The following is a 22667-nucleotide window of genomic DNA, read 5'->3' as shown; positions in this document are numbered from 1 at the left end:
GCCGCAGTAGAGGGCCCCATGCTCTACGCCATCCTGGCCTACCACGAGGAACACATCATCCAGTCGCTCAGCGAGGGTGAGGACGGACAGCTGATGACCGGCCTGTTGGCCGTGCACGACCGCCTGATCGACGAGTCCAAGATGGGCCCCGCCGCCCGCCTGGGCGCCACCGAACTGGCGGTCACCCTCCGCGGCCCCGGCCGCGGCGTCGTGATCGACGGCCCCTTCGCCGAGACCAAGGAACAGTTGCTGGGCCTCTACGTCGTCGACGTCCCCACCCGCGACGCCGCCGTCGAAGCCGCCCGCGACCTCAAAGAGGCCAACCCCAGCGCCGTCTACGAAGTCCGCCCGATCGTCCTGTACATCCCCGGCAACGCCATCCCCCTGACCGACGCGGGGTTGGAGACGGTGCGGCCGAAAAAGCGGCCGGGGTGAAAGCGGCCGGGGACATGATACCTATCCCCTCCCGCCGCCGCTGAACCTGCACCGCCGCGCAAAGGGGATAGGTATCGTGCCCCCTAAACTCCCTCCGCCTTGCGTTTCGCCCGCGCGATCACCTCGTCCAGCAGTTCGGCGCCGCCGAGGCTCCCCTCGGCGTCCGGCTTCATCCCGCCCAGCGCCCACTCGGGCGGCACGGTCTCGGGGCCTTCGCCGGGGGGCAGGGGCGGGGTATAGTAGCCGAGCGCGTAGTTGCTCATGGCGTAGCCGACCAGGGCGGCCAGCTCTGGGTCCAGGGTGCGGGCCACGTCGGGCGGGCAGGAGAGGTACATGTTCTCCTCCTGGCGCAGCCACCCCAGCGAATAGGTGATGTTGAGGCCCCAGCGGTCGTGATCGGCGTCGTTCGCCCCGCCCGAGTGGAACACCGTGCCGGTGTAGACCAGCACCGAGCCCTTCTTCATCTCGGCCCGCGCGATCTCGTGGGGCAGGGCCTTGCGGTCGTCGTCCCAGACCTGCGAGCCCGGGATCACCTGGGTGGCGCCGTTGGCGGCGGTGAAGTCGGTGAGCGCCCAGATCGTGTTCACCTGCGGCTCGATCCCCGGCATCTGGCGGCCCCAGGCCCAGCGGTCGCGGTGGATCGCCTGCGCCCCCTGGCCGGGCATGATCCGGATCAGCTGCGCCAGGTGCAGCTGATAGCGGTGGCAGTTGGGCTTCAGCACCGCGTCGCACACCGCCAGGATACGGCGGTCCATCACCAGGGGCCGGATCCGCGGCGAGCGCGCCACCAGGGCGCCGGTGCGGGTGGTGTGGTCGCCCGTGAAGCTGTCGCGCCCGGTCGGCGTCGCCTCGACCCAGGGGCGAAGCTCTGCGGCCAGCGCGTCGACGTCGGCGGCGGGGAGCGCGTCGTCGAGGATCAGCGCTCCGTCGCGGTCCAGAGCAGCGGTGATCTCTTCGGCCGGCGCGTCGGCCGGCAGGTGGACGAGGCTCGGCATGGCGGCTCCTCCCTGAGGATGGCTCACCGTGCCAGACTTCCGTGCGCGGAAGTCACGGGCCGGCTTCGCCTTATTCCGAGTGGATTTCGACAGTGTCGGACGGCGCGGCGCGCGCGGGCCGCAGCAGGATGACCGCCGGCACGATGATGCAGGTCGCGAGCGCCATCCACATGAAGATGTTGACGTAGCCGATCATCGCGGACTGCCGCGTGATCTCGCCGTTCAGCACCTGGGCGCCCATCACCGTGCGGGGGTCCATGAACGCCGGCAGCAGGTTGTGCAGCAGCGGGCTGGAAGGATCGACGCGGCCGGCCAGCTCGCTGTGTGCGCCTGCCGAGTTGCGCAGCACCGCGGCCAGGACGATCGAGATGCCGACGCTCGAACCCAGGCTGCGGACCATGGTGGAGACGATCGTGCCCTCGACCCGATGGCGCTGGTCCAGGGTCACATAGGCCAGGGTGCTGAGCGGCGAGAACAGCAGGCCCACGCCGAACCCCTGGACGAACCCGCTGATCAGGATCGGCCCCGAGGTCATCTCGAGGCTGAAGCCGCCCATCATCCACAGGCCGCAGACGCACAGGACCAGCCCCAGGAACAGGCACATGCGGGGCCCCAGGCGCGCCATGGCCATGGGCACCAGCAGGAACGAGACCAGCGAGCCCAGGCCGCGGGTCATGCTGGCGATGCCCGCCTGGGTCGCCGAATAGCCCATCAGGTTCTGCATGAACGACGGCAGCAGCGCCGTGGTCGAGAACAGCAGCACGCCCACGAAGAACCCGAACAGGGTGGTGCCGATGAAGTTGCGGTCCTTGGCCAGGTCGCGGTGGAAGAAGGGATGCTCGGCGGTCGCCGTCTGGACGATGAACACCCACAGGCCGGCCAGGGCGATGGCGGCCTCGACCCAGATCTCCTTCGAGTCGAACCAGTCGCGCCCGGGGCCGCGATCCAGCATCGCTTGCAGGCCGACGATGAAGGCGATCAGCCCGCCGAAGCCCACGAAGTCGAAGGGTCTGGCCCGCCCTCCCGGGTCATGGGCCATGAACCGCAGCACCCCTACGATCGCCAGGATGCCGATCGGCAGGTTGATGAAGAACACCCAGCGCCAGTCCAGCTCTTCGGTGATCCAGCCGCCCAGAGTGGGGCCGGCGATCGGGCCCAGGATCACCGCGGCGCTCCAGATGCTCATCACCCGCGGGATCATGGTCATCGGGAAGATGTCGAGCATGACCGACTGCGACAGGGGCATCAGCCCCGCGCCGGCCAGCCCCTGGAGCACCCGGAAGATCACCATCTCGGGCACGTTCTGGGCCAGGCCGCACGCCATCGAGGCGATGGTGAAGCCCACGATCGACCACAGCAGCATGGTCTTGCGACCGATCTTCTGCGCCAGCCAGCCGGCCAGCGGCGTCGCCACCGCGGTCGCCAGGATGTACGAGGTCAGCACCCAGGTGATCTCGTCCTGCGAGGCCGAGAGGCTGCCCTGCATGTGCGGCAGCGCCACGTTCGCGATGGTCGAGTCGAGCGTGTACATCAGCGTCGCCAGCATCAGCGAGCCGGTGATCGGGATCCGGTTCCTAACGTCCTGGGCCGACGCCATTGGCCCCTCCGGACACGTCGCGCCCGCCCCAGTCGGCGGCCGAGGCGGCATAGAGGCTCACCAGGTCGGACAGCCGCTGGGCCTGGGCGTTGGCCAGGTCGCGGCGGTCGCGGTCCAGCTGGCGGCGCGCCTGCACCACCTCGGCGGCCGTCCGCGCGCCCAGCTGCGCGGCGCGCAGGGTCACGTCGGCCGACTCGCGGCTCAGCGACACCGCCCGGGTCAGCGCCTCGGTCCGCTGCCGGTCGGTCTCCAGCGCCGCCATCGCGTCCGACACCTCGACGAACGCCCGCAGCACGGTCAGCCGGTAGCGGGCCAGGGCCTCGCGGGCCTGGGCCTCGGCCTGGCGCGTCCGGGCCTTGCGCGCCCCGCCGTCGAAGATCGGCGCGGTGAGGCCGCCCAGCAGGGTCCAGCCCGCGGAGTCCGGTGAGATCACGTCCTCGGGGGTCACGGCCGACAGCGCGCCGTTCGCCGACAGCCGGATGTTGGGATACTGGTCGGCCAGCGCCGCGCCGATATTCGCCGTCGCCGCGTGCAGCTCGGCCTCGGCCGCCAGGATGTCGGGCCGGCGCCGCGCCAGCGCAGACGGCAGGCTGACCGGCGTGGTCGCCGGCGCGGTCAGGCCCGCGAGCTCGAAGTCCGGCGGGGCCCAGGCGGCGGGCGACTTGCCGACCAGCAGGGCCAACTGGTGGCGGGCGGCGTCGTACTGCCGGAGCAGCGGCGGAATCAGGGCCTCGTCCTCGGCCAGCGCGGCCTCGACCTGGGTGACGGTGATGCGCGGAATGCCGCCCAGGGCGAACGACTTGCGGGCCAGGTCCAGCAGCGTGCGGTCGTCGGTGATGATCGACTGCAGCGCCGAGATCTCGCCCTTGAGCCCGGCCATCCGCACCGCCTGCAGCGCCACATTGGCGGTCAGCGTCAGGTAGGCGGCGTCGGCTTCGTGGGCGGCCTGGGCCGCGCGGGCGGCGGCGGCCTCCTCGCGCCGGCGCGCGCCGCCGAACAGGTCCAGGTCGTAGCTGACGTGCCCGCCCAGCGCGAAGACGTCGTACGTGCGCGGCCGTCCGAACTCGGTGAACTGCGAGCCGCGGGGCGCGCCGGAAAAGCCGAACGAGGCCGGGTTGAACTTCTGGCGCTGGGCCGAGGCGGTGCCCTCGACCTGCGGCCTGCGCGCGCCCGCCGCCTCGCGCTCGGCTGCCTGGTAGCGCTCGAGCTTGGCGCGCGCGGCGGCGACGCTGGGGCTGTCGGCCAGCGCCAGGCGCATGACTTCGTCCAGGGCCGGCGAGCCGAAGGCCCGCCACCAGGGACCAGCGAGGCGGACGTCGGGGCTGAGGGCCACGCCGGGCGCAGGCGCGTCTCCGGCCATCGCATAGCCGGCGGCGGCGTCCACCTGCGGCGGCGTGAAGTCGGGGCCCACAGTCGTGCAGGCCGACAGCGCGAGACCCATGCCGCCGAATACGGCGCAGAGGCGGGCGGCGGACGCGCGGGCCATCCGCCCTAGTTCCGCTTCAGCGCATTGCGCACGTCGACCTTCACTTTGGCCGACAGGCCAGCGCGCGCCGCCCGCGGCGGGGGCTGGCGGTCGAACGCGATGCGCACCGGCAGGCGCTGGGTCACCTTCACCCAGTTGCCCGTGGCGTTCTGGGCCGGCAGCACCGAGAAGGCCGAGCCGGTGCCGGGCGCGAAGCTGGCCACGTGGCCCTTCAGCGGGCCGCCGGGGTAGGCGTCGACGTCGATCTCGACCGGCTGGCCCACCTCCATGTTGCGGACCTGGTCTTCCTTGAAGTTCGCCTCGACCCAGGGGGCGCCCGACAGCAGCCAGAAGGCGGTCTGCGAGGCGTTGAGATAGGCGCCCACCGGCAGCTGGTCGACGCGCGCGACCACGCCGTCGGCCGGGGCGACCACCGTGGCGAAGTCCTGGTTCAGCTGCGCGCGCTGCAGCTGGGCGCGCGCCTGCATCACCGCGGGCGCGCGATCGGCGACGTTCGGGTCTCCGCCCAGCGCCGCCAGGGCCTGGGCCGCCTGCTGCTGGGCCACCGCCAGCTGGTCGCGCGCCTGATTGGCGGCGTGGACGGCCTGGTCCACGGCCTGGCCCGAGACGGCCCCTGCCGCATTCAACTGCCGCTGGCGCGTCACCTCGCGCGTGGCGAAGGCCAGGTTCTCCCGCGCCGCCGACACACTCGCCATCTCGCGCTGATAGGCCACGCGCGCCTGGCTCACCGCGAGCTGGGCGTTGCTGAGCTGGGCCTGGGCCAGGTCGACGCTGGCCTGCAGGTCGCGCTGGTCCAGCCGGAACAGCACCTGTCCGCGCCGGACGGGCTGGTTCTCCTTGACGTAAATCTCGACGACGCGGCCCGAGATGGACGGCGCCACCGGCGTCTTGGCCACCTGGACATAGGCGTTGTCGGTGGTCTCGAACCGGCCGCTGGTCAGGATCAGGTAGGCCAGGCCCGCCAGGATCAGGATCGGGCCCGCCGCCATCACGATCCAGCGCCGGCGGAACCGGCGACGGGGCTCGTCGACAGCGGCGGACGGCTGCTCCTCGGACTGACTCAAATTCCCCCCAACGCCCTACTGAACGGCCCGCTTCTTCTGAGCCGAGCGGCCCTCGTTGCATACCACCTATTCAGGCGGACGCTACGTTCGGCAAGGGGGTTGGGGGGCTCGGGGGACACGATACCTATCCCCCTCGCCGCGATTGAACAGCGATGCCGCACGACGGGGGATAGGTATCGTGTCCCCCTGACCGCCGGGGCCTGCGCCCTAGAAGTCCAGGCGGGCCGACATGGAGATCGTACGGCCGTTGGCGGCTCGACCCAACCCGATGCCGTTGGCCGGAACCGACGGCGTGGTGATCTCGATGAAGGCGGTCTTGTCGAACAGGTTGTCGACGTTGAGCATGAGCTGGACGCGCTCGGTGGGGCGGTACTGGGCGAAGGCGCTGACCAGCGTGTAGCCCGGCATCTTCATCAGGTTGTTGTCCTGAACCCAGCTGTTGGTGGTGCCGATGACGTTGGCGCCGACCGTCACCTTCTCCAGCTCGAACTGCGGCGTCACCTGGAAGATGAAGTCCGGTTGCCGGCGCGGGACCTTGCCGGCTACGGCGGCGTTCAGCTTGTCGTTGACGAGCTCGGCATGGGTGTAGGTCACCCCTGCCCGGACGCTGAACGGGCCCTGCCGATAGCCGCCCTCGGCCTCGACGCCATAGGCCTTGTAGGTGCGGTCGGTGGTGATCGCGCCGGCCTGGACGTTGGTGTCTTCCGTGTCGGCGTGGAAGCCGGTGACGTTCACGGTGATGCCCGAGGCGCGATACTTGAACCCGCCCTCGAGCTGTTTGACGACGTCATAGCCGTCGCCCTTGTTGACGAGGCTGCCGTCGACCGTGCTGACCTTGTTGGAGAACAGCAGCTTGTCGGCCCCGGCCCGCGCGCCGCGGCTATAGCGGGCGAACACCGCGAACGGCTCGGCCACCCGGTAGTTCACGCCCACCGAATAGCTCACGTAGTTATAGTCGTAGTCGACGGGCGCCGGGCTGTCGTAGGGCGTGAAGGCGGTCTTCGACTCGGCCACCGAGATCACGCCGTTGCCGTTGAAGTCCACCGGCCGGATGCCGATGCGGCCGCCGCCCAGGTCGGCGCCGTACAGCTTGCCGCGCACCCGGCCCGAGTCGTAGCGGAGGCTGCCGCCCACCGCGACCTTGCCCAGGCGATAGTTCAGCGAGCCGTAGGGCGCGGTAATGTTGTACCGCACGTCGTAGTCGCGCCGGAAGAAGGCGGTGCTGCCCGAGCGGTTGAAGCCCAGATAGCCGCCCTGCGTCTGGGGGACGCCCGCCGCATTGGTGAAGTTGATCAGCGAAGACATGCCGTCGTCGGCCACATCCTGCAGGTGGTTACTGTAGAGCCAGTCGCTGGTGTAGTCCTGCAGCGACTTGTAGACGCCGCCGGTCACGGTCAGTTCTGCCTTGCCGACCGGGAAGACGCGGGTCGCGCGCAGATCGTTGATGGCGTTGTTGAGCGAACGGGATTGGATCCGGTTCAGCGAACTGGCCACGATCAGGCCGTTGCCGTTGATGGCGCCCAGGTTGGTGATCACCTGTCCCGCCCGTGGGCCGGTCGCGTAGCTGAACGTTCCCGCGCCGCCGCCCAGCGACGCCGGAAGGGCGCTGCCCGAATAGATGTTGGCGACCAGGTTGCGGGTCGTGCCGCCCTTGATGTCGGAATAGCGGCCGCGCTGGGTGATCGTCCAACCCTGGACCTCGAACTGGGACTCCAGGCCGATCGACTTCACCAGGGCGCTCATGCCCTGGCGCAGCGGGAGCTCGGCCGGATTGTTGTTGGCGTCCAGCGTGATCAGGTTGCCCAGGTTGCCCGAGAGCATGGAGTCGCGCCGGACGTCATAGCCCTGGAAGCTTCCGAACGAGGGGTTGTCGTTCGTGCCCGTGATGCGCACCGGCCCGGGCAGATAGTGCGGCGAGCGGTCGTCAAGATACTTGCCCGACAGCCGGACATAGCCGTTGGCGAACTGCCGGGTCAGGTTGGCCTTGAGCTGGCCGCCCTTGAAGGCCGTGAAGCCCACGTCGCGCGGACCCTCGCCCTGGCGGTAGAAGCCGCCGACGTGGAAGCGCCAGGCGTCGTTGATCGGGGCGCCATACTCGAAGTCGACGCGCTGGGTGTCGTAGTCCAGCCCCGCGGTCACCTGCACCGCGCCGCCGGCCACGTCCCCGGTCTTCGAGATCAGGTTGATCACGCCCGCCGGCGAGTTCGACGCGAAGGTCGAGGACGAGCCTCCGCGGATGGACTCCACCGCAGCCAGGTTGAGGTCGGCGCGGATGTAGATGTCGACCGCCCCATTGAAGAAGTCGCCGAACTCCAGGACCGGCAGGCCGTCCTCCTGGAGCTGCATGTACTTCGATCCGCCCGACGCCAGGGGCAGCCCACGGACTGTGTAGGCCGAGCTGCCGTCGCCGGTGGACGACTCCGTGCGGATCCCCGGCAGGTTGCGCAGCAGGTCGCCCAGCGAGCGGGCGCCCAGGGTCTCGATGTCCGCCTCGCGCAACGCGCTGGTCGAGGTGGCGCTGTCCAGTCGGTCGCGTCCCTTGGCGACGCCGGTGGAGAACACCTCTTCCCGGCTGGCCGGCGCGGCGGTGGCGGCCGCAGCTGCGGGATCGCCGGTCGCGGCTTGTGATGTAATGATGGGATCGTTTATTGTCCCAGAGGGCGCACCAAGGGCGGGTGCGGCAAATAGTATCGGACAAATTGTCGCAGATACAGACCAGAGCCTCATGATGAATCCGTCCCTATACATTGATCAGGCTCCACTCTGGCCGAGCAATATTGTGGAACGGTAAACGTCAGACTCATTATATATTCTATACAACTATATAGTGTGTCGCTTCGAGATCGAAGGCACGTCGCTTCGCGCGAAGTCGGCAGCTTGCGTCATCCGGGGCGTCTCAGCCGGGGCGTCTCAGCCGGGGCGTGGGCGCCGGGCCTCGGGTTCCGCCATCGCTTGAGCGCCGGCTGACGCCGCTCCGTCCGCCTAGCGTCCGCCCGCGGGCCTCTTGGCGCGCCCCGGTCCCCCTCTCTGGCAAAAATCTACAGTTGATCTCCCGTCGCCGAACTCCGACCGACAAGACGCCACGCGCGCGGCCGCGCCACCCGACCGGAGACGAAGTCATGAACCGCCTTGCCCTGAAGTCCGCCGCCGCCCTGGCGGCCGCCGTCCTGGGGGTCACGACGCCGGCTGCGGCGGCCATCGTCGATGTCGACGTCACGTTCGCCGCCAGCGACTTCTACGCGGTGCGCGGCGTCGGCGCCCCGCCGGTCGACCCTGTCTCTGGACGCGTCCAGCTCAGCTTCGACGACGCGGCCGACATCGCGCCCACGTCGAACGGCCTGGTCGCCACCGGGCTGGACTTCGCGGGCGGGCCGCTGCTCTACGCCTATGACAAGGCGAACGACGCCCTGCGCTTCGCCACCTCGACGGATGTGTTCGACAATCTTCTCGACGGCGACTTCCTGAGTTTCTTCATCTTCGCGCCCTCGACCCAGCCGGCCCCCAGCAACGTCGCTTATTCGCTTGGGGGCTACAGCATCTTCGTCGCGCGGCAGGTGACGGTCACCGACCCTGGCGCCGTGCCTGAGCCGGGCGCCTGGGCCCTCATGATCCTGGGCTTCGGCGCCCTGGGCGCCCAGCTCCGCCGCCGCCGCCGCAACCTCGCCGCCGCCTGAGGCGGCGACGGCCCGGCGGAACGTCGTCGCGCCGGGGACGTCCGCAGGCTCGGCGGCAGGCCGGCCCGCCCCGCGCGGGGGACGGGTCGCGTGTCCCCGAACTTGCCAGAAACTAATCCATAGGTTGATTTGGCTTCGGTCTGCATGTTCTCTGGCGCGTCAGGAGCGCCGGGGGCGCGGTTGGACGACCGCCGTTCAGTACCCGGCATCGCAGCGAGGCTGAAAAGCAGGCGGCAAGACATGGCTCAGGCGATCAGGGTGTTGGGCGTTCACGGTCTGGGGGACCACAGGAGCTCCCCGTGGCGGGCGCAGTGGGAGGCGGCTGTCCGCAGTTGTTTCGCCGCAGACGTCGATTTGCAGTTCGAGTTCGTCACCTACGATCCGATCTTCGAGGATGTCCGACTGACCTTCGCCGACACCATGCAGGCGCTATGGAAGCTGGGGCGAAGCGGCCTGGGTTCTTTGGTCGGCGGGCGGGGCGTGGTTTCGGACATCTCGGACCGCCTGCGCTGGACCGCCGGCTACGTTGTGGCCTGGGTCGAGAGCGAGGACTTCCAGGCCAAGACCCGAAAGCTGATGCTGGACGCGGTCGCAGGGTTCAAACCGGACGTGATCCTCGCCCACAGCCTGGGCTCGCTGGTCACCTACAACGCCTTCACCCACGCCGAGGCGGGCGCCTCGTCCGCCGCGCCGTTCCTGGCGAAGGCGCACTACGTCACCCTGGGGTCCCAGATCGGCAACCCGTTCGTGGTGGGCAACCTGACGCACGGACGCATAGAGGTCCCGAAAGTCAGGCATTGGCACCACCTCTACAACAAGCACGACGACGTCTTCACTGCGCCGATCCGGCTGCAAGGCGTCGCCAACTTCAGTCAGTTGCAGACGCCGTTCGATCTGGAAGGCGCCGGCGACCATTCGGCCGAGCGCTATCTGACGCACAATGTGACCGTGGGTTCGTTCTGGCGTCCGCTCGGCGCGCGATCCGCGGATTCCAGGGCCTTCGGCGGCGCCCGCGGCGGCCCCTGGCAACGTCCGGCCAGCCCGCAGGGCCGTGCGAAGGGGCGGAAGGACCGCAAGCGCGCGTTGCTCGTGGGGATCAACGAGTATCCCCGGGAGGCCGACCGGCTGTCCGGCTGCGTCAACGACGTCTTCACGATGAGCGCCGTTCTCCAGGAATGCGGCTTCGAGCCCGGCGAGATCCGAACCTGCCTGGACGAGCGGGCGACCGCCGCCGGCATCCTTGAGCGCCTCGAGTGGCTGCTGGACGACGCTCAGCCGGGCGACCAACGCGTCTTCTACTACAGCGGCCACGGCGCGCGGGTGCCCGAGTACGGCTCCAACCTCGAGCCGGACCGCCTGACCGAGACCCTGGTCCCCTGGGACTTCGACTGGACTCCTGAGCGATCGATCTCCGACGAGCAGATCTACGCCCTCTACAGCCAATTGCCCTACGACACTCAGCTCATGCTGATCTTCGACTGCTGCCATGCGGGCAGCATGCATCGGCAGAGCGGCGCCAGGGCTCGGGGTATTTCGCCGCCGGACGATATCCGCCACCGCCAGCTGAAATGGGACACGAAGACCCAAATGTGGGTCGATCGGGATTTCGTCCGGCTCAATCCCGACTTCAGCACGGCGAAGAAGGCCAACGCCGACTTCTTCGGGTCCAATGGCGCCACCGTGCGCATAGGCCGAGGGTCAATGCTGCGTCAGGAGCACCAGTCCGCCTACCGAAAAGCGCGCCAGACTCGAAAGGCTCCAGTGGGGCCCTACCTGCCCTTGATCCTTGAAGCCTGCGGCGAGGATGAGCTCTCATACGAGTACCGGCACGGCGCGACCAGCTACGGCGCCTTCACGTTCTGCCTGGCCAGCATCCTGCGCGAGCAGCGCTCGCTCACGTTCAGCCAACTCGTCAACGCCACCAAGGCGAGGCTCGCAGAGCTGCAGTACAGCCAGACGCCGCAGATCCTGGGCCCCTCGGCGGTGGTCTCCGCCAAGGTGCCATTCTCGGCCCCGCCCGCGCCGCGCCAGCCGCCCCCCGGCCGGCCCGGCGGCTCGACGCCTCGCCTGTCGGGGTGATCCCGGGTTCTGGCAATCGGAGATCGCTATCGGGTCCCGTGTCTTGGGAACACAAACCACGGGCGAATTGCGGGGACACGATGCCTGGCCCTGCGACGGGCTGGGCGCCGCGCCCCGACCTCAGCGCAGGAACGTCGCCGCCATGTAGGCGGCCAGCAGCACGCCCATGAGCACGATCACCACGCGGCCGAACAGCTTGTTGCGGGCTTCGGGGGTCATCAGGCGGGCTCGTAGTTGAGGATGGGGGCCAGCCAGCGTTCGGCGGTGCGCAGGTCCCAGCCCTTGCGCTTCGCGTAGTCCGCCACCTGATCCTTCTCGATGCGGCCGACGCCGAAGTAGTGGGCTTCGGGGTGGGCGAAGTAGACGCCCGAGACCGCGGCCGGCGGGTTCATGGCGAAGCTTTCGGTGAGCTCGATGCCCGCCGCCTCGGTGGCGCTCAGCAGCTCGAACAGCGTCGCCTTCTCGGTGTGGTCGGGCTGCATCGGATAGCCGGGGGCCGGGCGGATGCCGCGGTACTGCTCGGCGACCAGGGTGTCGATGTCGAACGCCTCGTCGGGGGCGTAGCCCCACAGTTCGGTGCGGACCTTGCGGTGCAGGGCTTCGGCGAAGGCCTCGGCCAGGCGGTCGGCCAGCGCCGTGAACAGGATCGCCGAATAGTCGTCGCCGGCGTCCTTGAACGCCTTGGCCTGGGCCAGCTCGCCGTGGCCGGCGGTGACGGCGAAGCCGCCGATGTAGTCGGGCTTGGTCCCCACGGGCGCCACGAAGTCGGCCATCGCGACGTTGGCGCCGTCGCCGGTCTTCAGCATCTGCTGGCGCAGCGTGTGAAGGCGGGCGAGCTCGGTGGTGCGGTCCTCGTCGGCGTAGACGATCACGTCGTCGCCGTCGGCGTTGGCGGGCCAGAAGCCCACCACCCCGCGGGCCTCGAGCAGGCCTTCCTGGAGGATGCGGTCCAGCATGCGCTGGGCGTCGTTGTAGAGGTCGGTGGCGGCCTTGCCGACCACGTCGTCCTCGAGGATCGCCGGGAAGCGGCCCACCAGCTCCCAGCTGGCGAAGAACGGCGTCCAGTCGATGTGGCGGCGTAGTTCCGGCAGGTCGTAGGGCGCGAACGTCCGCGTGCCCAGGAAGGTGGGCTTGGGCGGGTCGTACGTGGTCCAGTCGGGCGTGAAGGCGTTGTCGCGCGCCTCCTGCAGGGTGGCGCGCGCGCGGTTGGTCTGGCCCCGGGCGAACTGGGCGCGCACCTTCTCGTAGTCGGCGGCGGTGTCGGCCAGGAACTTCGCCTTCTCGGTGGGCGACAGCAGGTTCGAGACCACGCCCACCGCCCGGCTGGCGTCCAGCACATAGGTGGTCGAGCCGGACGGATAGCGCTGCGAGATCTTCACCGCGGTATGGGTCTTCGACGTGGTGGCGCCGCCGATCAGCAGGGGCATGGTCATGCCGCGCCGCTCCATCTCGGAGGCGACGTAGACCATCTCGTCCAGGCTGGGCGTGATCAGGCCCGACAGGCCCACGATGTCGACGTTGTGCGCGATCGCCTCGTCCAGGATGCGGTCGCAGGGGACCATCACGCCCAGGTCGATGACCTCGTAGTTGTTACACTGCAGGACCACGCCCACGATGTTCTTGCCGATGTCGTGGACGTCGCCCTTGACCGTGGCCATCAGCACCTTGCCCGCGGTGCTGCGTTCGCCGCCGTCCTTCTCGGCCTCCATGAAGGGCATCAGGTAGGCGACGGCCTGCTTCATCACCCGGGCCGACTTGACCACCTGGGGCAGGAACATCTTGCCCGCGCCGAACAGGTCGCCGACCACATTCATCCCGTCCATCAGCGGACCTTCGATGACGTGCAGCGGCCGGGCGGCGGCCAGGCGGGCCTCCTCGGTGTCGGCCTCGATGAAGTCGGTGATGCCGTGGACCAGGGCGTGGCTGAGGCGGCCTTCGACCGGCTGCTCGCGCCAGGCCAGGTTGGGCCCCTTGGCCTCGGACTTGCCGCCCTTGTACTTGGGGGCCAGGTCGACCAGGCGTTCGGTGTTGGACACGGCGGTCCGTTGCGGCCGGTTGAGGATCACGTCCTCGACCGCCTCGCGCAGCTCTTCGGGGATGTCGTCGTAGACCGGCAGGTCGCCCGCGTTGACGATGCCCATGTCCATGCCCGCGGCGATCGCGTGGTACAGGAAGACCGAGTGGATGGCGCGACGTACCGGTTCGTTACCGCGGAACGAGAAGCTGACGTTGGAGACGCCCCCCGAAATGCGGGCGTAGGGGCACAGTTCCTTGATCCGCCGCGTCGCCTCGATGAAGTCGACGGCGTAGTTGTCGTGATCCTCGATGCCCGTGGCCACGGCGAAGATGTTCGGGTCGAAGATGATGTCTTCGGGCGGGAAACCCACCTCGTTCACCAGCAGGTCATAGGCCCGCTTGCAGATCTCGACCTTGCGGTCGGCGGTATCGGCCTGGCCCACTTCGTCGAAGGCCATGACGACGACGGCGGCACCGTAACGCAGACACGCCTGCGCCTGCTCGAGGAACTTGGCCTCACCTTCCTTCATCGAGATCGAATTCACGATCGCCTTGCCCTGGACGCACTTCAGTCCGGCCTCGATGACCTCCCACTTCGAGGAGTCGATCATGACCGGCACCCGCGCGATGTCGGGCTCCGCCGCGATCAGGTTCAGGTAGGTCCGCATGGCCGCGACCGAGTCGAGCAGCCCCTCGTCCATGTTGACATCGATAACCTGAGCCCCAGCCTCGACCTGCTGGCGCGCGACCGACAGCGCCTCAGGGTAGTTCCCCTCGGCGATCAGCTTCCGGAATTTGGCCGAGCCGGTGACGTTGGTCCGTTCGCCGACGTTGATGAAGATGGGACGCATTCAGCTCACAGACTTGATGGATCGGATCAGGAAGTAGACCGCACCGCCGCCGGACGGCGCGCGGTATGCGCCCTCGGCATCGAGAACGCGAGCCGAGATCGCCGCCAGCATCCAGCCCAGGCCGGGCAGGTCGTCGCTCTCGAGGTGCGGGGTGGTCAGTTCTTCGATGCCGTGTTGGGCCCCGAAGTCGCGGACGGCGCGCATGCCGTCGGTGCTGACCGCCGGCCAGTTCTCGTTGGCCCAGCCCCAGAGCCAGTCGTCGGCGCCGATGGACCCGACGACCTGGATGTCTGCCAGCACCTTCGGTCGCCCGTGGTCCGAGAACGTCAGGGTCCCGGCGGCGGTGTCGTAGTCGTAGCGCTCCCACGACGCGAGACGATAGGTCTCGGTCAGCGCGTTCTGCTTGGCGCGGAAGGTCTCGAAGGCTTCCTCGCACCAGGCGTCATACCATTCGGGCGCCTGCATCAGGCGAGTTCGAACGGCTCGAGCCCGGCCAGCCGCATGGCCCTGGGCCGCTCTGCGGGCTGGCGCGGTTTCAGGCCGCGCACGGCGTCGGCCACGTGGCGGATGTGGTCCGGCGTGGTGCCGCAGCAGCCGCCCAGGATGTTGACCAGACCCTGCTCAGCCCACTCGTGCAGCTGGTGGCCGGTCTGGTGCGGCTCCTCGTCGTACTCGCCCATGGCGTTGGGGAGGCCCGCGTTCGGATAGGCTGAGACCAGCGTGTCCGCGACGCGCGCCAGTTCGGCGATGTGCGGCCGCATCAGGTCGGCGCCCAGGGCGCAGTTCAGGCCGATGGCGAACGGCTTGGCGTGGCGCACCGAGTTCCAGAAGGCCTCCACCGTCTGACCGCTCAGCGTGCGGCCCGACCGGTCTGTGATGGTTCCCGAGATCCAGATCGGCAGCGGCTCGTAGCCCTCGTCCTGCAGATCGAGAACCGCCTTGATCGCGGCCTTGCAGTTGAGGGTGTCGGTGATGGTCTCGATCAGGAACATGTCGACGCCGCCCTCGTGCAGCGCGCGGACCTGCTCGCGATAGGCCTCGTAGACCTGGTCGAACGTGACCTTGCGCGCGCCGGGATCGTTCACGTCCGAGCTCATCGACAGCATCACCGGCAGGGGGCCGATGGAGCCGGCGACGAAGCGCGGCTTGTGCGGCTCCTTCGCTGTCCAGCGATCGGCGACCTCGCGGGCGATGCGGGCGCCCTGCAGGTTGATGTCGCGCACGGCCGCTTCCTGGGCGTACTCGCCCTGGCCGATGCTGGTGGCCGAGAAGGTGTTGGTCTCGCTGATGTCGGCGCCGGCGGCGTAGTACTGGTCGTGCAGGTCGGCGACGATATCTGGCCGGGTCAGGCACAGGATGTCGTTGTTGCCCTTCATCTGGCCTGGATGGTCCTTGAACCGGTCGCCGCGGTAGTCGTCCTCGGACAGGCCGCGCTTCTGGAACATCACGCCCCACGAGCCGTCCAGGATGAGCACGCGCTCCTTGGCGGCGGCCTTCAGCGCCGCGATGCGGTCTTGCCGGGTCATGCCGCAGCTTCCTTCGGTTCAGCAGTCGGGGTCTCGCGCACGCCCAGGATGCGGCAGATCGCATAGGTCAGGTCGGCGCGGTTGAGGGTGTAGAAGTGGAAGTCGGAAAAGCCTTCTTCGGCCAGTTTGGCGCACATCTCAGCGGCGACCGAGGCGGCGACCAGCTTGCGGGTCTCGGGATCGGCGTCCAGGCCTTCGAAGTGATTGGCGAGCCAGGGCGGGATGGCGACCCCAATGCGGCCCGACATGTTGCGCAGGCCCTCGAAGCTGGAGACCGGCATGATGCCCGGCAGGATCGGCACATCGACGCCCGCCTTGCGGATGCGGTCCACGAACCGCAGGTAGCCGTCGATGTCGAAGAAGAAGTTCGAGATCGCCCGCGTCGCGCCGGCATCCACCTTCGCCTTCAGGACGGCGATGTCGTGATCGACCGACGGGCTTTCCGGGTGGATTTGCGGGTAGACGCCGACGCTCACCTCGAAGGGCGCGATGGCCTTGATCCCGGCGGTGAGCTCGGTCGCATTCTGATAGCCGTCGGCGCGGGGCGTGTAGACGCCGCCCAGCGAGCCGGGCGGGTCACCCCGAAGCGCCACGATGTGGCGGATGCCGGCGTCCCAGTAGTCCCGGATCACCTCGTCCACTTCGGCCCGGCTGGCTTCCACGCAGGTCAGATGCGCGGCCGGCTTGAGGCTCGTTTCCTTGAGGATCCGCACGACCGTGCGGTGGGTGCGCTCACGCGTCGAGCCGCCGGCGCCATAGGTCACCGATACGAACTCGGGGTTCAGAGGCTCGAGGCGGCGGATCGCCTCCCACAGGCTTTCCTCGCTCTTAGGGCCCTTGGGTGGCGAGAACTCGAACGAGATGCGGGGGCGCGGACCCTGGCCGGCGCCGGCGCGGGCCACGGGACCTAATGCGGTTTCAGCCGGACTCACGCGGCGCTCCTCAAGGCGGTGGGCGCACGCTGGGCGGCCCAGATCTTCACGGTCAGCCCATCGGCCCGGGTGGGCGGCAGGGCGTGCATTTGAACAGACGGCAGTTCGGCCTCGCTCAGCCACCGGGCCATCTCCTCGTCGGAGAAGCCGAGGCGGCGATGCTGGTGCTGCTCGCGCAGGAACTCGTGCTTGTGCGGGGCGAAGTCGACGATGATCAGCTTGCCGCCGGGCGAGACCACCCGGGCTGCCTCGCGGACGGCAGCGGCGGGGTCGCCCAGATAGTGCAGCACCTGATGGACGACCACGAGGTCGGCCGAGGCCTCGGGGAGGCGGGTGTCGAAGATGTCGCCGTGCCGCAGCTCGACGTTGGTCAGCCCGGCCTCGGTCACATTGCGGCGCGCGATGTTCAGCATCTGCTGCGACAGGTCGAGACCCAGGGCCTGATCCGCCTGGGGCCCCAGCAGGGTCAGCATACGGCCGGTCCCGCTGCCCAGGTCGACCAGCTTGCCGACACGCCCGCGACCGGCGACCTCCTGAACCTCGGTCTCGACGTGATCGTCCGAGACGTAGAGCGAACGGATCTGGTCCCACTGCGCGGCGTTCTCGGCGAAGTAGGCCTGGGCGGCGTCGGCGCGCTCGGCCTGCACGTCGTCCAGCTTTCGGCGGTCGCGGGCCAGGACGGGATCATCGGCGTTGATGTGCGCCAGGACCTGGCCGATCACCTCGCGCTGCCGGCCTCCGCTGGAGAGACGGTAAAACACCCAGGCCCCGTCAGGGAACCGCTCGACCAACCCCGCCTCGGCCAGGAGCTTCAGATGCCGCGAAACGCGTGGCTGGCTCTGGTCCAGCACACGGCACAGCTCGAGCACCGCCAGCTCCTCGCGCTCGAGCAGCGCCAGGATACGCAGCCGTGTGGGCTCGCCCGCGGCGCGCAGCACATCGACAGTCTGTTTGGCGGATAGTTTCATTGCACATAAAGATATCTTTATATGTGCTAACGTCAAGTGAATGGCCGTGACGCCGGCACACGAATATAGCCAGGTTCCGAAGGGGGCCGCCATGCGCCGGGTGCTGATCATCGGGAACTCGGGCGCGGGCAAGTCGACCCTGGCGCGGCGGCTGGGCGACAAGCTGGGCCTGCCGGTCATTCACCTGGATGTATTGTTCTGGAAGCCGGGCTGGACCGAGCGCGACGACGACGAGTTCAACGCCCTGATCCTGGACTACCAGGCGCGAGAAGCCTGGATCAGCGACGGCAATTTCGGCGGCTCCTGGCATCTGCGGATGCCGGCGGCCGACACGATCATCTGGCTGGATCTGCCGCCCTGGCTGTGCCTGGCGCGGGCGATCTGGCGCGTGGTCCAGTACCGCGACGGGACCCGGCCCGACATGGCCGATGGCTGCCGCGAGACCATAGACCTGAAGTTCTATCACTTCATCCTCGCCTACAATCGCGAGGTCCGGCCGCGCCTGGAACGCGCCCTGGCCGAGCACGGCGGCCGCGCCCGGATCGTGCGTCTGCGGAGCGACCGCGAGATCTCCGCCTTCCTCGCCCAAGCTTGACGTCGAAGGGTCGCCCGGCGTTAAACCGGCCCGGTGAGCCCGCGCGGCGGCCCTGAAATCGGCTCACCTCGTCCCACGCCTCGTCGCGTGGCCCTGGCCGTATGGCCGCCGCGATCCCTGTGTCCCATGTCCCAATCTCCGCCCGACGCCCTTTGGCGCGACCGCGACTTCGCCCGCCTCTGGATGGCCCAGAGCGTCTCGGCCTTCGGAGCCCGCATCACGCGAGAGGGCCTGCCTCTCGCCGCCGTGCTGAGCCTCGGGGCTTCACCCGGACAGGTCGGCCTGCTGGCCGCCATCTCGCACGGACCGGCGTTGTTGGTTGGGCTCGCGGCCGGCGGATTTGTCGACCGCAGCCGTCGGCGCGGGATCATGATGGCCGCCGACCTGGTTCGCGCCGCCGTGCTCGCCACGATCCCGATCGCGGCGCTGCTGGGCGTGCTCACGTTGCCGCAGCTCTACATCGCCGCAGCCCTGGTCGGAGCGGCCAGCGTGTTGTTCGAGATCGCCGACCACGCCTATCTGCCGTCGCTGGTGGCGCGCGAGCAGATCGGGCGCGCCAACGCCAGCTTCTCGGCGACGGAATCCGTGGCCGAAATCGGCGGCCCGGCGCTGGCGGGCGTGCTGTTTCAGGGGTTGGCCGCGCCCCTCGCGATCGCCGCGAACGCTGTCACCTACCTGGTCTCGGCGGGCTTCCTGTTCGGCATCCGCAGGACGGAAGCCGCGCCGCATCCCGAAGCGCACGCGCGCTGGGCGGACGACGTGCGGCTGGGCTTCGGTGTGGCGCTGCGCGATCCGCTGGTGCGGCCGGTGTTCCTGAGCTCATGGATGCAGTCGCTGGGCGGCGGGTTCTTCAGCGCGCTCTACATTCTGTTCTGCGTCGAGGTGGTCGGCCTCACGCCGGCGCTATTGGGCCTGACCATCGCGGCGGGCGGCGTGGGCGCGCTGGCGGGGGCGGCGGTCGCCGGACCGGCGTCACGGCGCTTGGGCGTCGGGCCCACCTTCGTGGGGGCCCAGGTGCTGGTGGCGCTGTCGGTCGCCATCATCCCGCTCTCGCCGCCGAACCCGGGCGCGGGAATGGTTTTCCTGGTGACGTCGCAGATCCTGGGCGACCTGCTGGGCGTCACCACCATGATCCTGGGGACAACGCTGATCCAGACCGTGATGCCGGTCCAGGTGCTGGGACGAGTGAACGCGGCCTACAAGGCCGCGACCGGCGGGCTGGTCGTGCTCGGCGCGCTGCTGGGCGGAATGCTGGGCGAGGTCATCGGCGTGCGCGGCGCGATCTGGGTCGGCGTCGCGGGGCTTGCGGCCGCGCCATTGCTGTCATTGCCGGGTCCGCTCCGGCGCCTGCGCGACATGCCGGACGGGCCGGCCGATCAGCCCGCGACGTAGATCCAGCCGTCCGGCAACAGCGAAAGCTGCACGCCTTCGACGATGATACGGTTGGTGAAGCCGAGGTTCACGATCACGTCGGCGCCCTCCTGAATGACGGTGAACGTCGTCCCGGGCTCCAGCTGCAGTCGGTCGCCTTCGCCGGCGTTGAAGCCGATGATCTTGTCGACGCCCGTCGTCGCAAACGACAGGAACAGGTCCGCGCCGAGGCCGCCGTCCAGGGTATCGTTGCCCAGGTCGCCCGAGAGGGTATCGCGGCCGTCGTCGCCGCGGACAAGGTCGTCGCCCTGGCCGCCGCGCACGATGTCGTCGCCGACGCCGCCGCCCACGGTGTCGTTGCCGATGTTGCCGTAGACGAGGTCATTGCCGGACTCGCCGAACAGGATGTCGTCGTCCTTCCCGCCCACGACCCAGTCGTTCCCAGCGCCGCCGGAGAGCGTGTCGCGGCCCATGTTGCCGTTGATGTCGTCGAAGCCGGCGCCGCCCGTGACGATGTCGTCGCCCTCATCGCCGCGCAGGTAGTTGGAGCCGTCGCCGCCGGTGATCGAGTCCGCCCCGATACCGCCAAATACCTGATCGTCGCCCGCGCCGCCGCTTAGGGTGTCGCCGCCGTCACCGCCCGTCACGGTGTCGTTGCCCGCGCCGCCTACGAACTGATCGGCGCCGCCGGTCAGCTGGCGCAGCACGCCACCTTCCGAGCCCGTTTCCACGAGGCCGCCCGAGAGCGATCCGGTGACGAAGTTGATGCGCTGTACGTCGGCCAGGTTGGCGTTCAGCAGCTTCACCGCCTGGCCGGTGCGGATCGCGAACATGAAGACATCGGCGCCCACGCTGGCGGCGAAGTACTCGCGGCCCTGGCCGCCGAAGGCCGCGACCGCTTGATTGTAGGCCTCCTCGTAGCTGTCGGCGACGCCCTGTCCGACCGAGCCGAACACCGCCGGGTTCGCCCCGACGAAGAGAATCCGGTCCTTGCTGCTCCAGTCGGTAATAACGTCGATCGCCGCCGGCGTGCTGATGGCGGTCGCCGCAGGGCTGTGGCCGTTGTCGATGACGAACAGGTCGAAGCCGACGCCGCCCGTGATCGTGTCGCCGCCCGCCGCCCCGATGAATGTGTCGGGCGAACCGTCGCCGACAAATACATCCGCGCTGTCGCCGCCGTTGAACGCAGGCATGTGCTGGACCCCTCAGGTGTGCGCCGAGGCTGGCCCCGGCACGCCATAAGGTCAATCGCAGGCTGTTAAGCTGAGGTTATGCCCCGAAGATCCAGCCCGGCGTCAGCGAGCTGAGCTGCACGCCGACACCCCTTGCTTGCAACGGCCGGGGGCCCTAGCGCGTGAACTTCTGGAACTTGATGCGGTGGGGGATGAGGCTGTCGGCGCCCAGGCGGCGCTTCTTGTCCTCCTCGTAGGCCTCGAAGTTCCCCTCGAACCACTCGACCTTCGAGTCGCCCTCGAAGGCCAGGATGTGGGTGGCCAGGCGGTCCAGGAAGAAGCGGTCGTGGCTGATGACCACGGCGCAGCCCGGGAAGTCCTCCAGCGCCGATTCCAGGGCGCCGAGGGTTTCCACGTCCAGGTCGTTGGTCGGTTCGTCGAGCATCAGGACGTTGCCGCCCGAGGCCAGGGTCTTGGCCAGGTGGACGCGATTGCGCTCACCGCCCGACAGCAGGCCCACCTTCTTCTGCTGGTCGCCGCCCTTGAAGTTGAAGCTGCCGACATAGGCGCGGGACGGAATCTCGCGGCTGCCCACCTTCATGACGTCGAGACCGCCCGAGATCTCCTCCCAGACGTTCTTGTTGGGGTCGAGGTTGTCGCGGCTCTGGTCGACGTAGGCCAGCTTCACCGTTTCGCCCAGGCGCACGCTGCCGGCGTCGGCGGTCTCCTGGCCGGTGATGATCTTGAACAGCGTGGTCTTGCCGGCGCCGTTCGGACCGATGACCCCGACGATGCCGCCGGGGGGCAGCTTGAACGACAGGTTCTTGAAGAGGAGCTTGTCGCCATACTCCTTCTCGAGATTGTCGGCCTCGATCACCACCTGGCCCAGGCGCGGGCCGGGCGGGATCTGGATCTGGGCGAAGGTCTGCTTGGCGTTGTCGGCCGCGTTCTGCAGGTCTTCGAAGGCGGCCAGACGGGCCTTGGACTTGGAGCGGCGGGCCGACGGCGACGAGCGCACCCAGGCCAGTTCGCGCTCGATGGTGCGCTTCTTGCCGGCTTCCTCGCGCTCTTCCTGGGCCAGGCGCTTGGTCTTCTGCTCGAGCCACGACGAGTAGTTGCCCTCGTAGGGCAGGCCCTTGCCGCGATCGAGCTCCAGCGTCCACTTCGTGACCTGATCCAGGAAGTAGCGGTCGTGGGTCACCAGGATCACGCAGCCCGGGAAGGCTTCCAGGTGGTGCTGCAGCCAGGCCACGCTCTCGGCGTCGAGGTGGTTGGTGGGCTCGTCCAGCAGCAGCATGTCGGGCTTGGCCAACAGCAGGCGGGCCAGGGCCACACGGCGGCGTTCACCGCCCGACAGCTTGTCGACCGGCCAGTCGTTGGGCGGGCAGCGCAGGGCGTCCATCGCCATCTCGATGCGGCTGTCGATGTCCCAGAGATCGCCCGCGTCCAGCTTCTCCTGGAGTTGGGTCATCTCCTCCATGAGCTCGTCGGTGTATTCCTCGCCCATCTGGGCGGCGACGGCGTTGTAGCGGTCGAAGATCTGCTTTTCCTCGCACCACGAGATGACGTTGCCCCAGACGTCCAGCTTCTCGTCAAGCTTGGGCTCCTGCTCGAGATAGCCGCGCTTGATGCCGTCGGCCGCGAAGGCCTCGCCGGTGAAGTCCTTGTCGATCCCCGACATGATCTTGAGCAGGGTCGACTTGCCCGACCCGTTGACGCCGACGACGCCGATCTTCGCGTCCGGATAGAACGACAGCCAGATGTTCTCGAAGAGCTTCTTGGGGCTGCCGGGGAAGGCCTTGGTCAGGCCCTGCATCTGGAAAATGTACTGCTGCGCCATGGGGCGTGCTGCTCGCTGGTCGGTGTGTCGGGAAAGTCGGGCGAGCAGATAGCGGCGAGGAGGCCG

17 protein-coding genes are annotated in these 22667 nt (G+C 68.8%); 5 read left to right on the top strand and 12 right to left on the bottom strand.

The annotated features are described in order from the left end of the window. On the top strand, positions 1 to 435 hold a 435-nt coding region (locus EPN98_RS14425; protein WP_293363540.1), incomplete at its 5' end, for a YciI family protein. 83 nt (positions 436 to 518) lie between these two features. Here the strand turns inward: EPN98_RS14425 and EPN98_RS14420 are convergent. From EPN98_RS14420 to EPN98_RS14400, 5 genes are all read right to left on the bottom strand, one after another. Next, positions 519 to 1430: a phytanoyl-CoA dioxygenase family protein gene (locus tag EPN98_RS14420; protein WP_293363539.1), complete on the bottom strand. Its 912-nt coding sequence runs from the start codon at positions 1428 to 1430 to the stop codon at positions 519 to 521. 70 nt (positions 1431 to 1500) lie between these two features. After that, entirely contained in the window at positions 1501 to 3027 is a 1527-nt protein-coding gene (locus EPN98_RS14415; protein ID WP_293363537.1) for a DHA2 family efflux MFS transporter permease subunit, read from the bottom strand. Beyond that, complete coding sequence (locus EPN98_RS14410) at positions 3005 to 4513, bottom strand: efflux transporter outer membrane subunit (protein WP_293363536.1); 1509 nt, start codon at positions 4511 to 4513, stop codon at positions 3005 to 3007. Before EPN98_RS14410 ends, EPN98_RS14415 begins: the two co-directional genes overlap by 23 nt. A gap of 5 nt (positions 4514 to 4518) precedes the next feature. Beyond that, positions 4519 to 5577, bottom strand: a complete 1059-nt coding sequence (locus tag EPN98_RS14405) for an HlyD family secretion protein (protein ID WP_293363534.1) — start codon at positions 5575 to 5577, stop codon at positions 4519 to 4521. Between the two features lie 207 nt (positions 5578 to 5784). Then, a complete protein-coding gene (locus EPN98_RS14400) occupies positions 5785 to 8304 on the bottom strand; it encodes a TonB-dependent receptor (RefSeq protein ID WP_293363532.1) in 2520 nt (839 codons plus the stop codon). 392 nt (positions 8305 to 8696) lie between these two features. Between EPN98_RS14400 and EPN98_RS14395 the strand changes: the two genes are divergently transcribed. Together EPN98_RS14395 and EPN98_RS14390 are read left to right on the top strand one after the other, a co-directional pair. Continuing rightward, entirely contained in the window at positions 8697 to 9251 is a 555-nt protein-coding gene (locus tag EPN98_RS14395; protein WP_293363531.1) for a PEPxxWA-CTERM sorting domain-containing protein, read from the top strand. 354 nt (positions 9252 to 9605) lie between these two features. After that, complete coding sequence (locus EPN98_RS14390; RefSeq protein ID WP_293363529.1) at positions 9606 to 11330, top strand: caspase family protein; 1725 nt, start codon at positions 9606 to 9608, stop codon at positions 11328 to 11330. Between the two features lie 218 nt (positions 11331 to 11548). On the opposite strand, the gene metH is transcribed toward EPN98_RS14390, so the two are convergent. Genes metH through EPN98_RS14365 form a run of 5 tightly spaced genes read right to left on the bottom strand, consistent with a single transcriptional unit; the run spans position 11549 to position 17623 of the window. Next, complete coding sequence (gene metH / locus EPN98_RS14385; RefSeq protein WP_293363528.1) at positions 11549 to 14197, bottom strand: methionine synthase; 2649 nt, start codon at positions 14195 to 14197, stop codon at positions 11549 to 11551. Further along, positions 14198 to 14662, bottom strand: a complete 465-nt coding sequence (locus EPN98_RS14380; protein WP_293363527.1) for a DUF6882 domain-containing protein — start codon at positions 14660 to 14662, stop codon at positions 14198 to 14200. After that, entirely contained in the window at positions 14662 to 15723 is a 1062-nt protein-coding gene (locus tag EPN98_RS14375; protein ID WP_293363525.1) for a homocysteine S-methyltransferase family protein, read from the bottom strand. The genes EPN98_RS14380 and EPN98_RS14375 overlap by 1 nt, the downstream gene beginning before the upstream one ends. Next, positions 15720 to 16655, bottom strand: coding sequence for a methylenetetrahydrofolate reductase [NAD(P)H] (metF, locus tag EPN98_RS14370; RefSeq protein WP_293363524.1), 936 nt, complete (start codon positions 16653 to 16655; stop codon positions 15720 to 15722). Before metF ends, EPN98_RS14375 begins: the two co-directional genes overlap by 4 nt. After that, positions 16652 to 17623, bottom strand: a complete 972-nt coding sequence (locus EPN98_RS14365; protein WP_293363523.1) for a metalloregulator ArsR/SmtB family transcription factor — start codon at positions 17621 to 17623, stop codon at positions 16652 to 16654. Before EPN98_RS14365 ends, metF begins: the two co-directional genes overlap by 4 nt. Positions 17624 to 17714: 91 nt before the next feature. On the opposite strand from EPN98_RS14365, the gene EPN98_RS14360 reads away from it, so the two are divergent. Both EPN98_RS14360 and EPN98_RS14355 read left to right on the top strand, forming a co-directional pair. Beyond that, complete coding sequence (locus tag EPN98_RS14360) at positions 17715 to 18218, top strand: hypothetical protein (RefSeq protein WP_293363521.1); 504 nt, start codon at positions 17715 to 17717, stop codon at positions 18216 to 18218. A gap of 126 nt (positions 18219 to 18344) precedes the next feature. Further along, positions 18345 to 19610, top strand: coding sequence for an MFS transporter (locus tag EPN98_RS14355; RefSeq protein ID WP_293363520.1), 1266 nt, complete (start codon positions 18345 to 18347; stop codon positions 19608 to 19610). On the opposite strand, the gene EPN98_RS14350 is transcribed toward EPN98_RS14355, so the two are convergent. Continuing rightward, positions 19595 to 20782: a calcium-binding protein gene (locus EPN98_RS14350; RefSeq protein WP_293363518.1), complete on the bottom strand. Its 1188-nt coding sequence runs from the start codon at positions 20780 to 20782 to the stop codon at positions 19595 to 19597. The genes EPN98_RS14355 and EPN98_RS14350 overlap by 16 nt on opposite strands. A 154-nt stretch (positions 20783 to 20936) precedes the next feature. Continuing rightward, a complete protein-coding gene (gene ettA, locus EPN98_RS14345; RefSeq protein ID WP_293363517.1) occupies positions 20937 to 22601 on the bottom strand; it encodes an energy-dependent translational throttle protein EttA in 1665 nt (554 codons plus the stop codon). Between the last annotated feature and the right edge of the window lie 66 nt (positions 22602 to 22667).

Origin of the sequence: Phenylobacterium sp. (assembly GCF_004299445.1) — a bacterium.
Taxonomy (GTDB): domain Bacteria; phylum Pseudomonadota; class Alphaproteobacteria; order Caulobacterales; family Caulobacteraceae; genus Phenylobacterium.
Note: the sequence above shows the minus strand (reverse complement) of the source record. Positions and strands in the feature narration are given on the sequence as shown.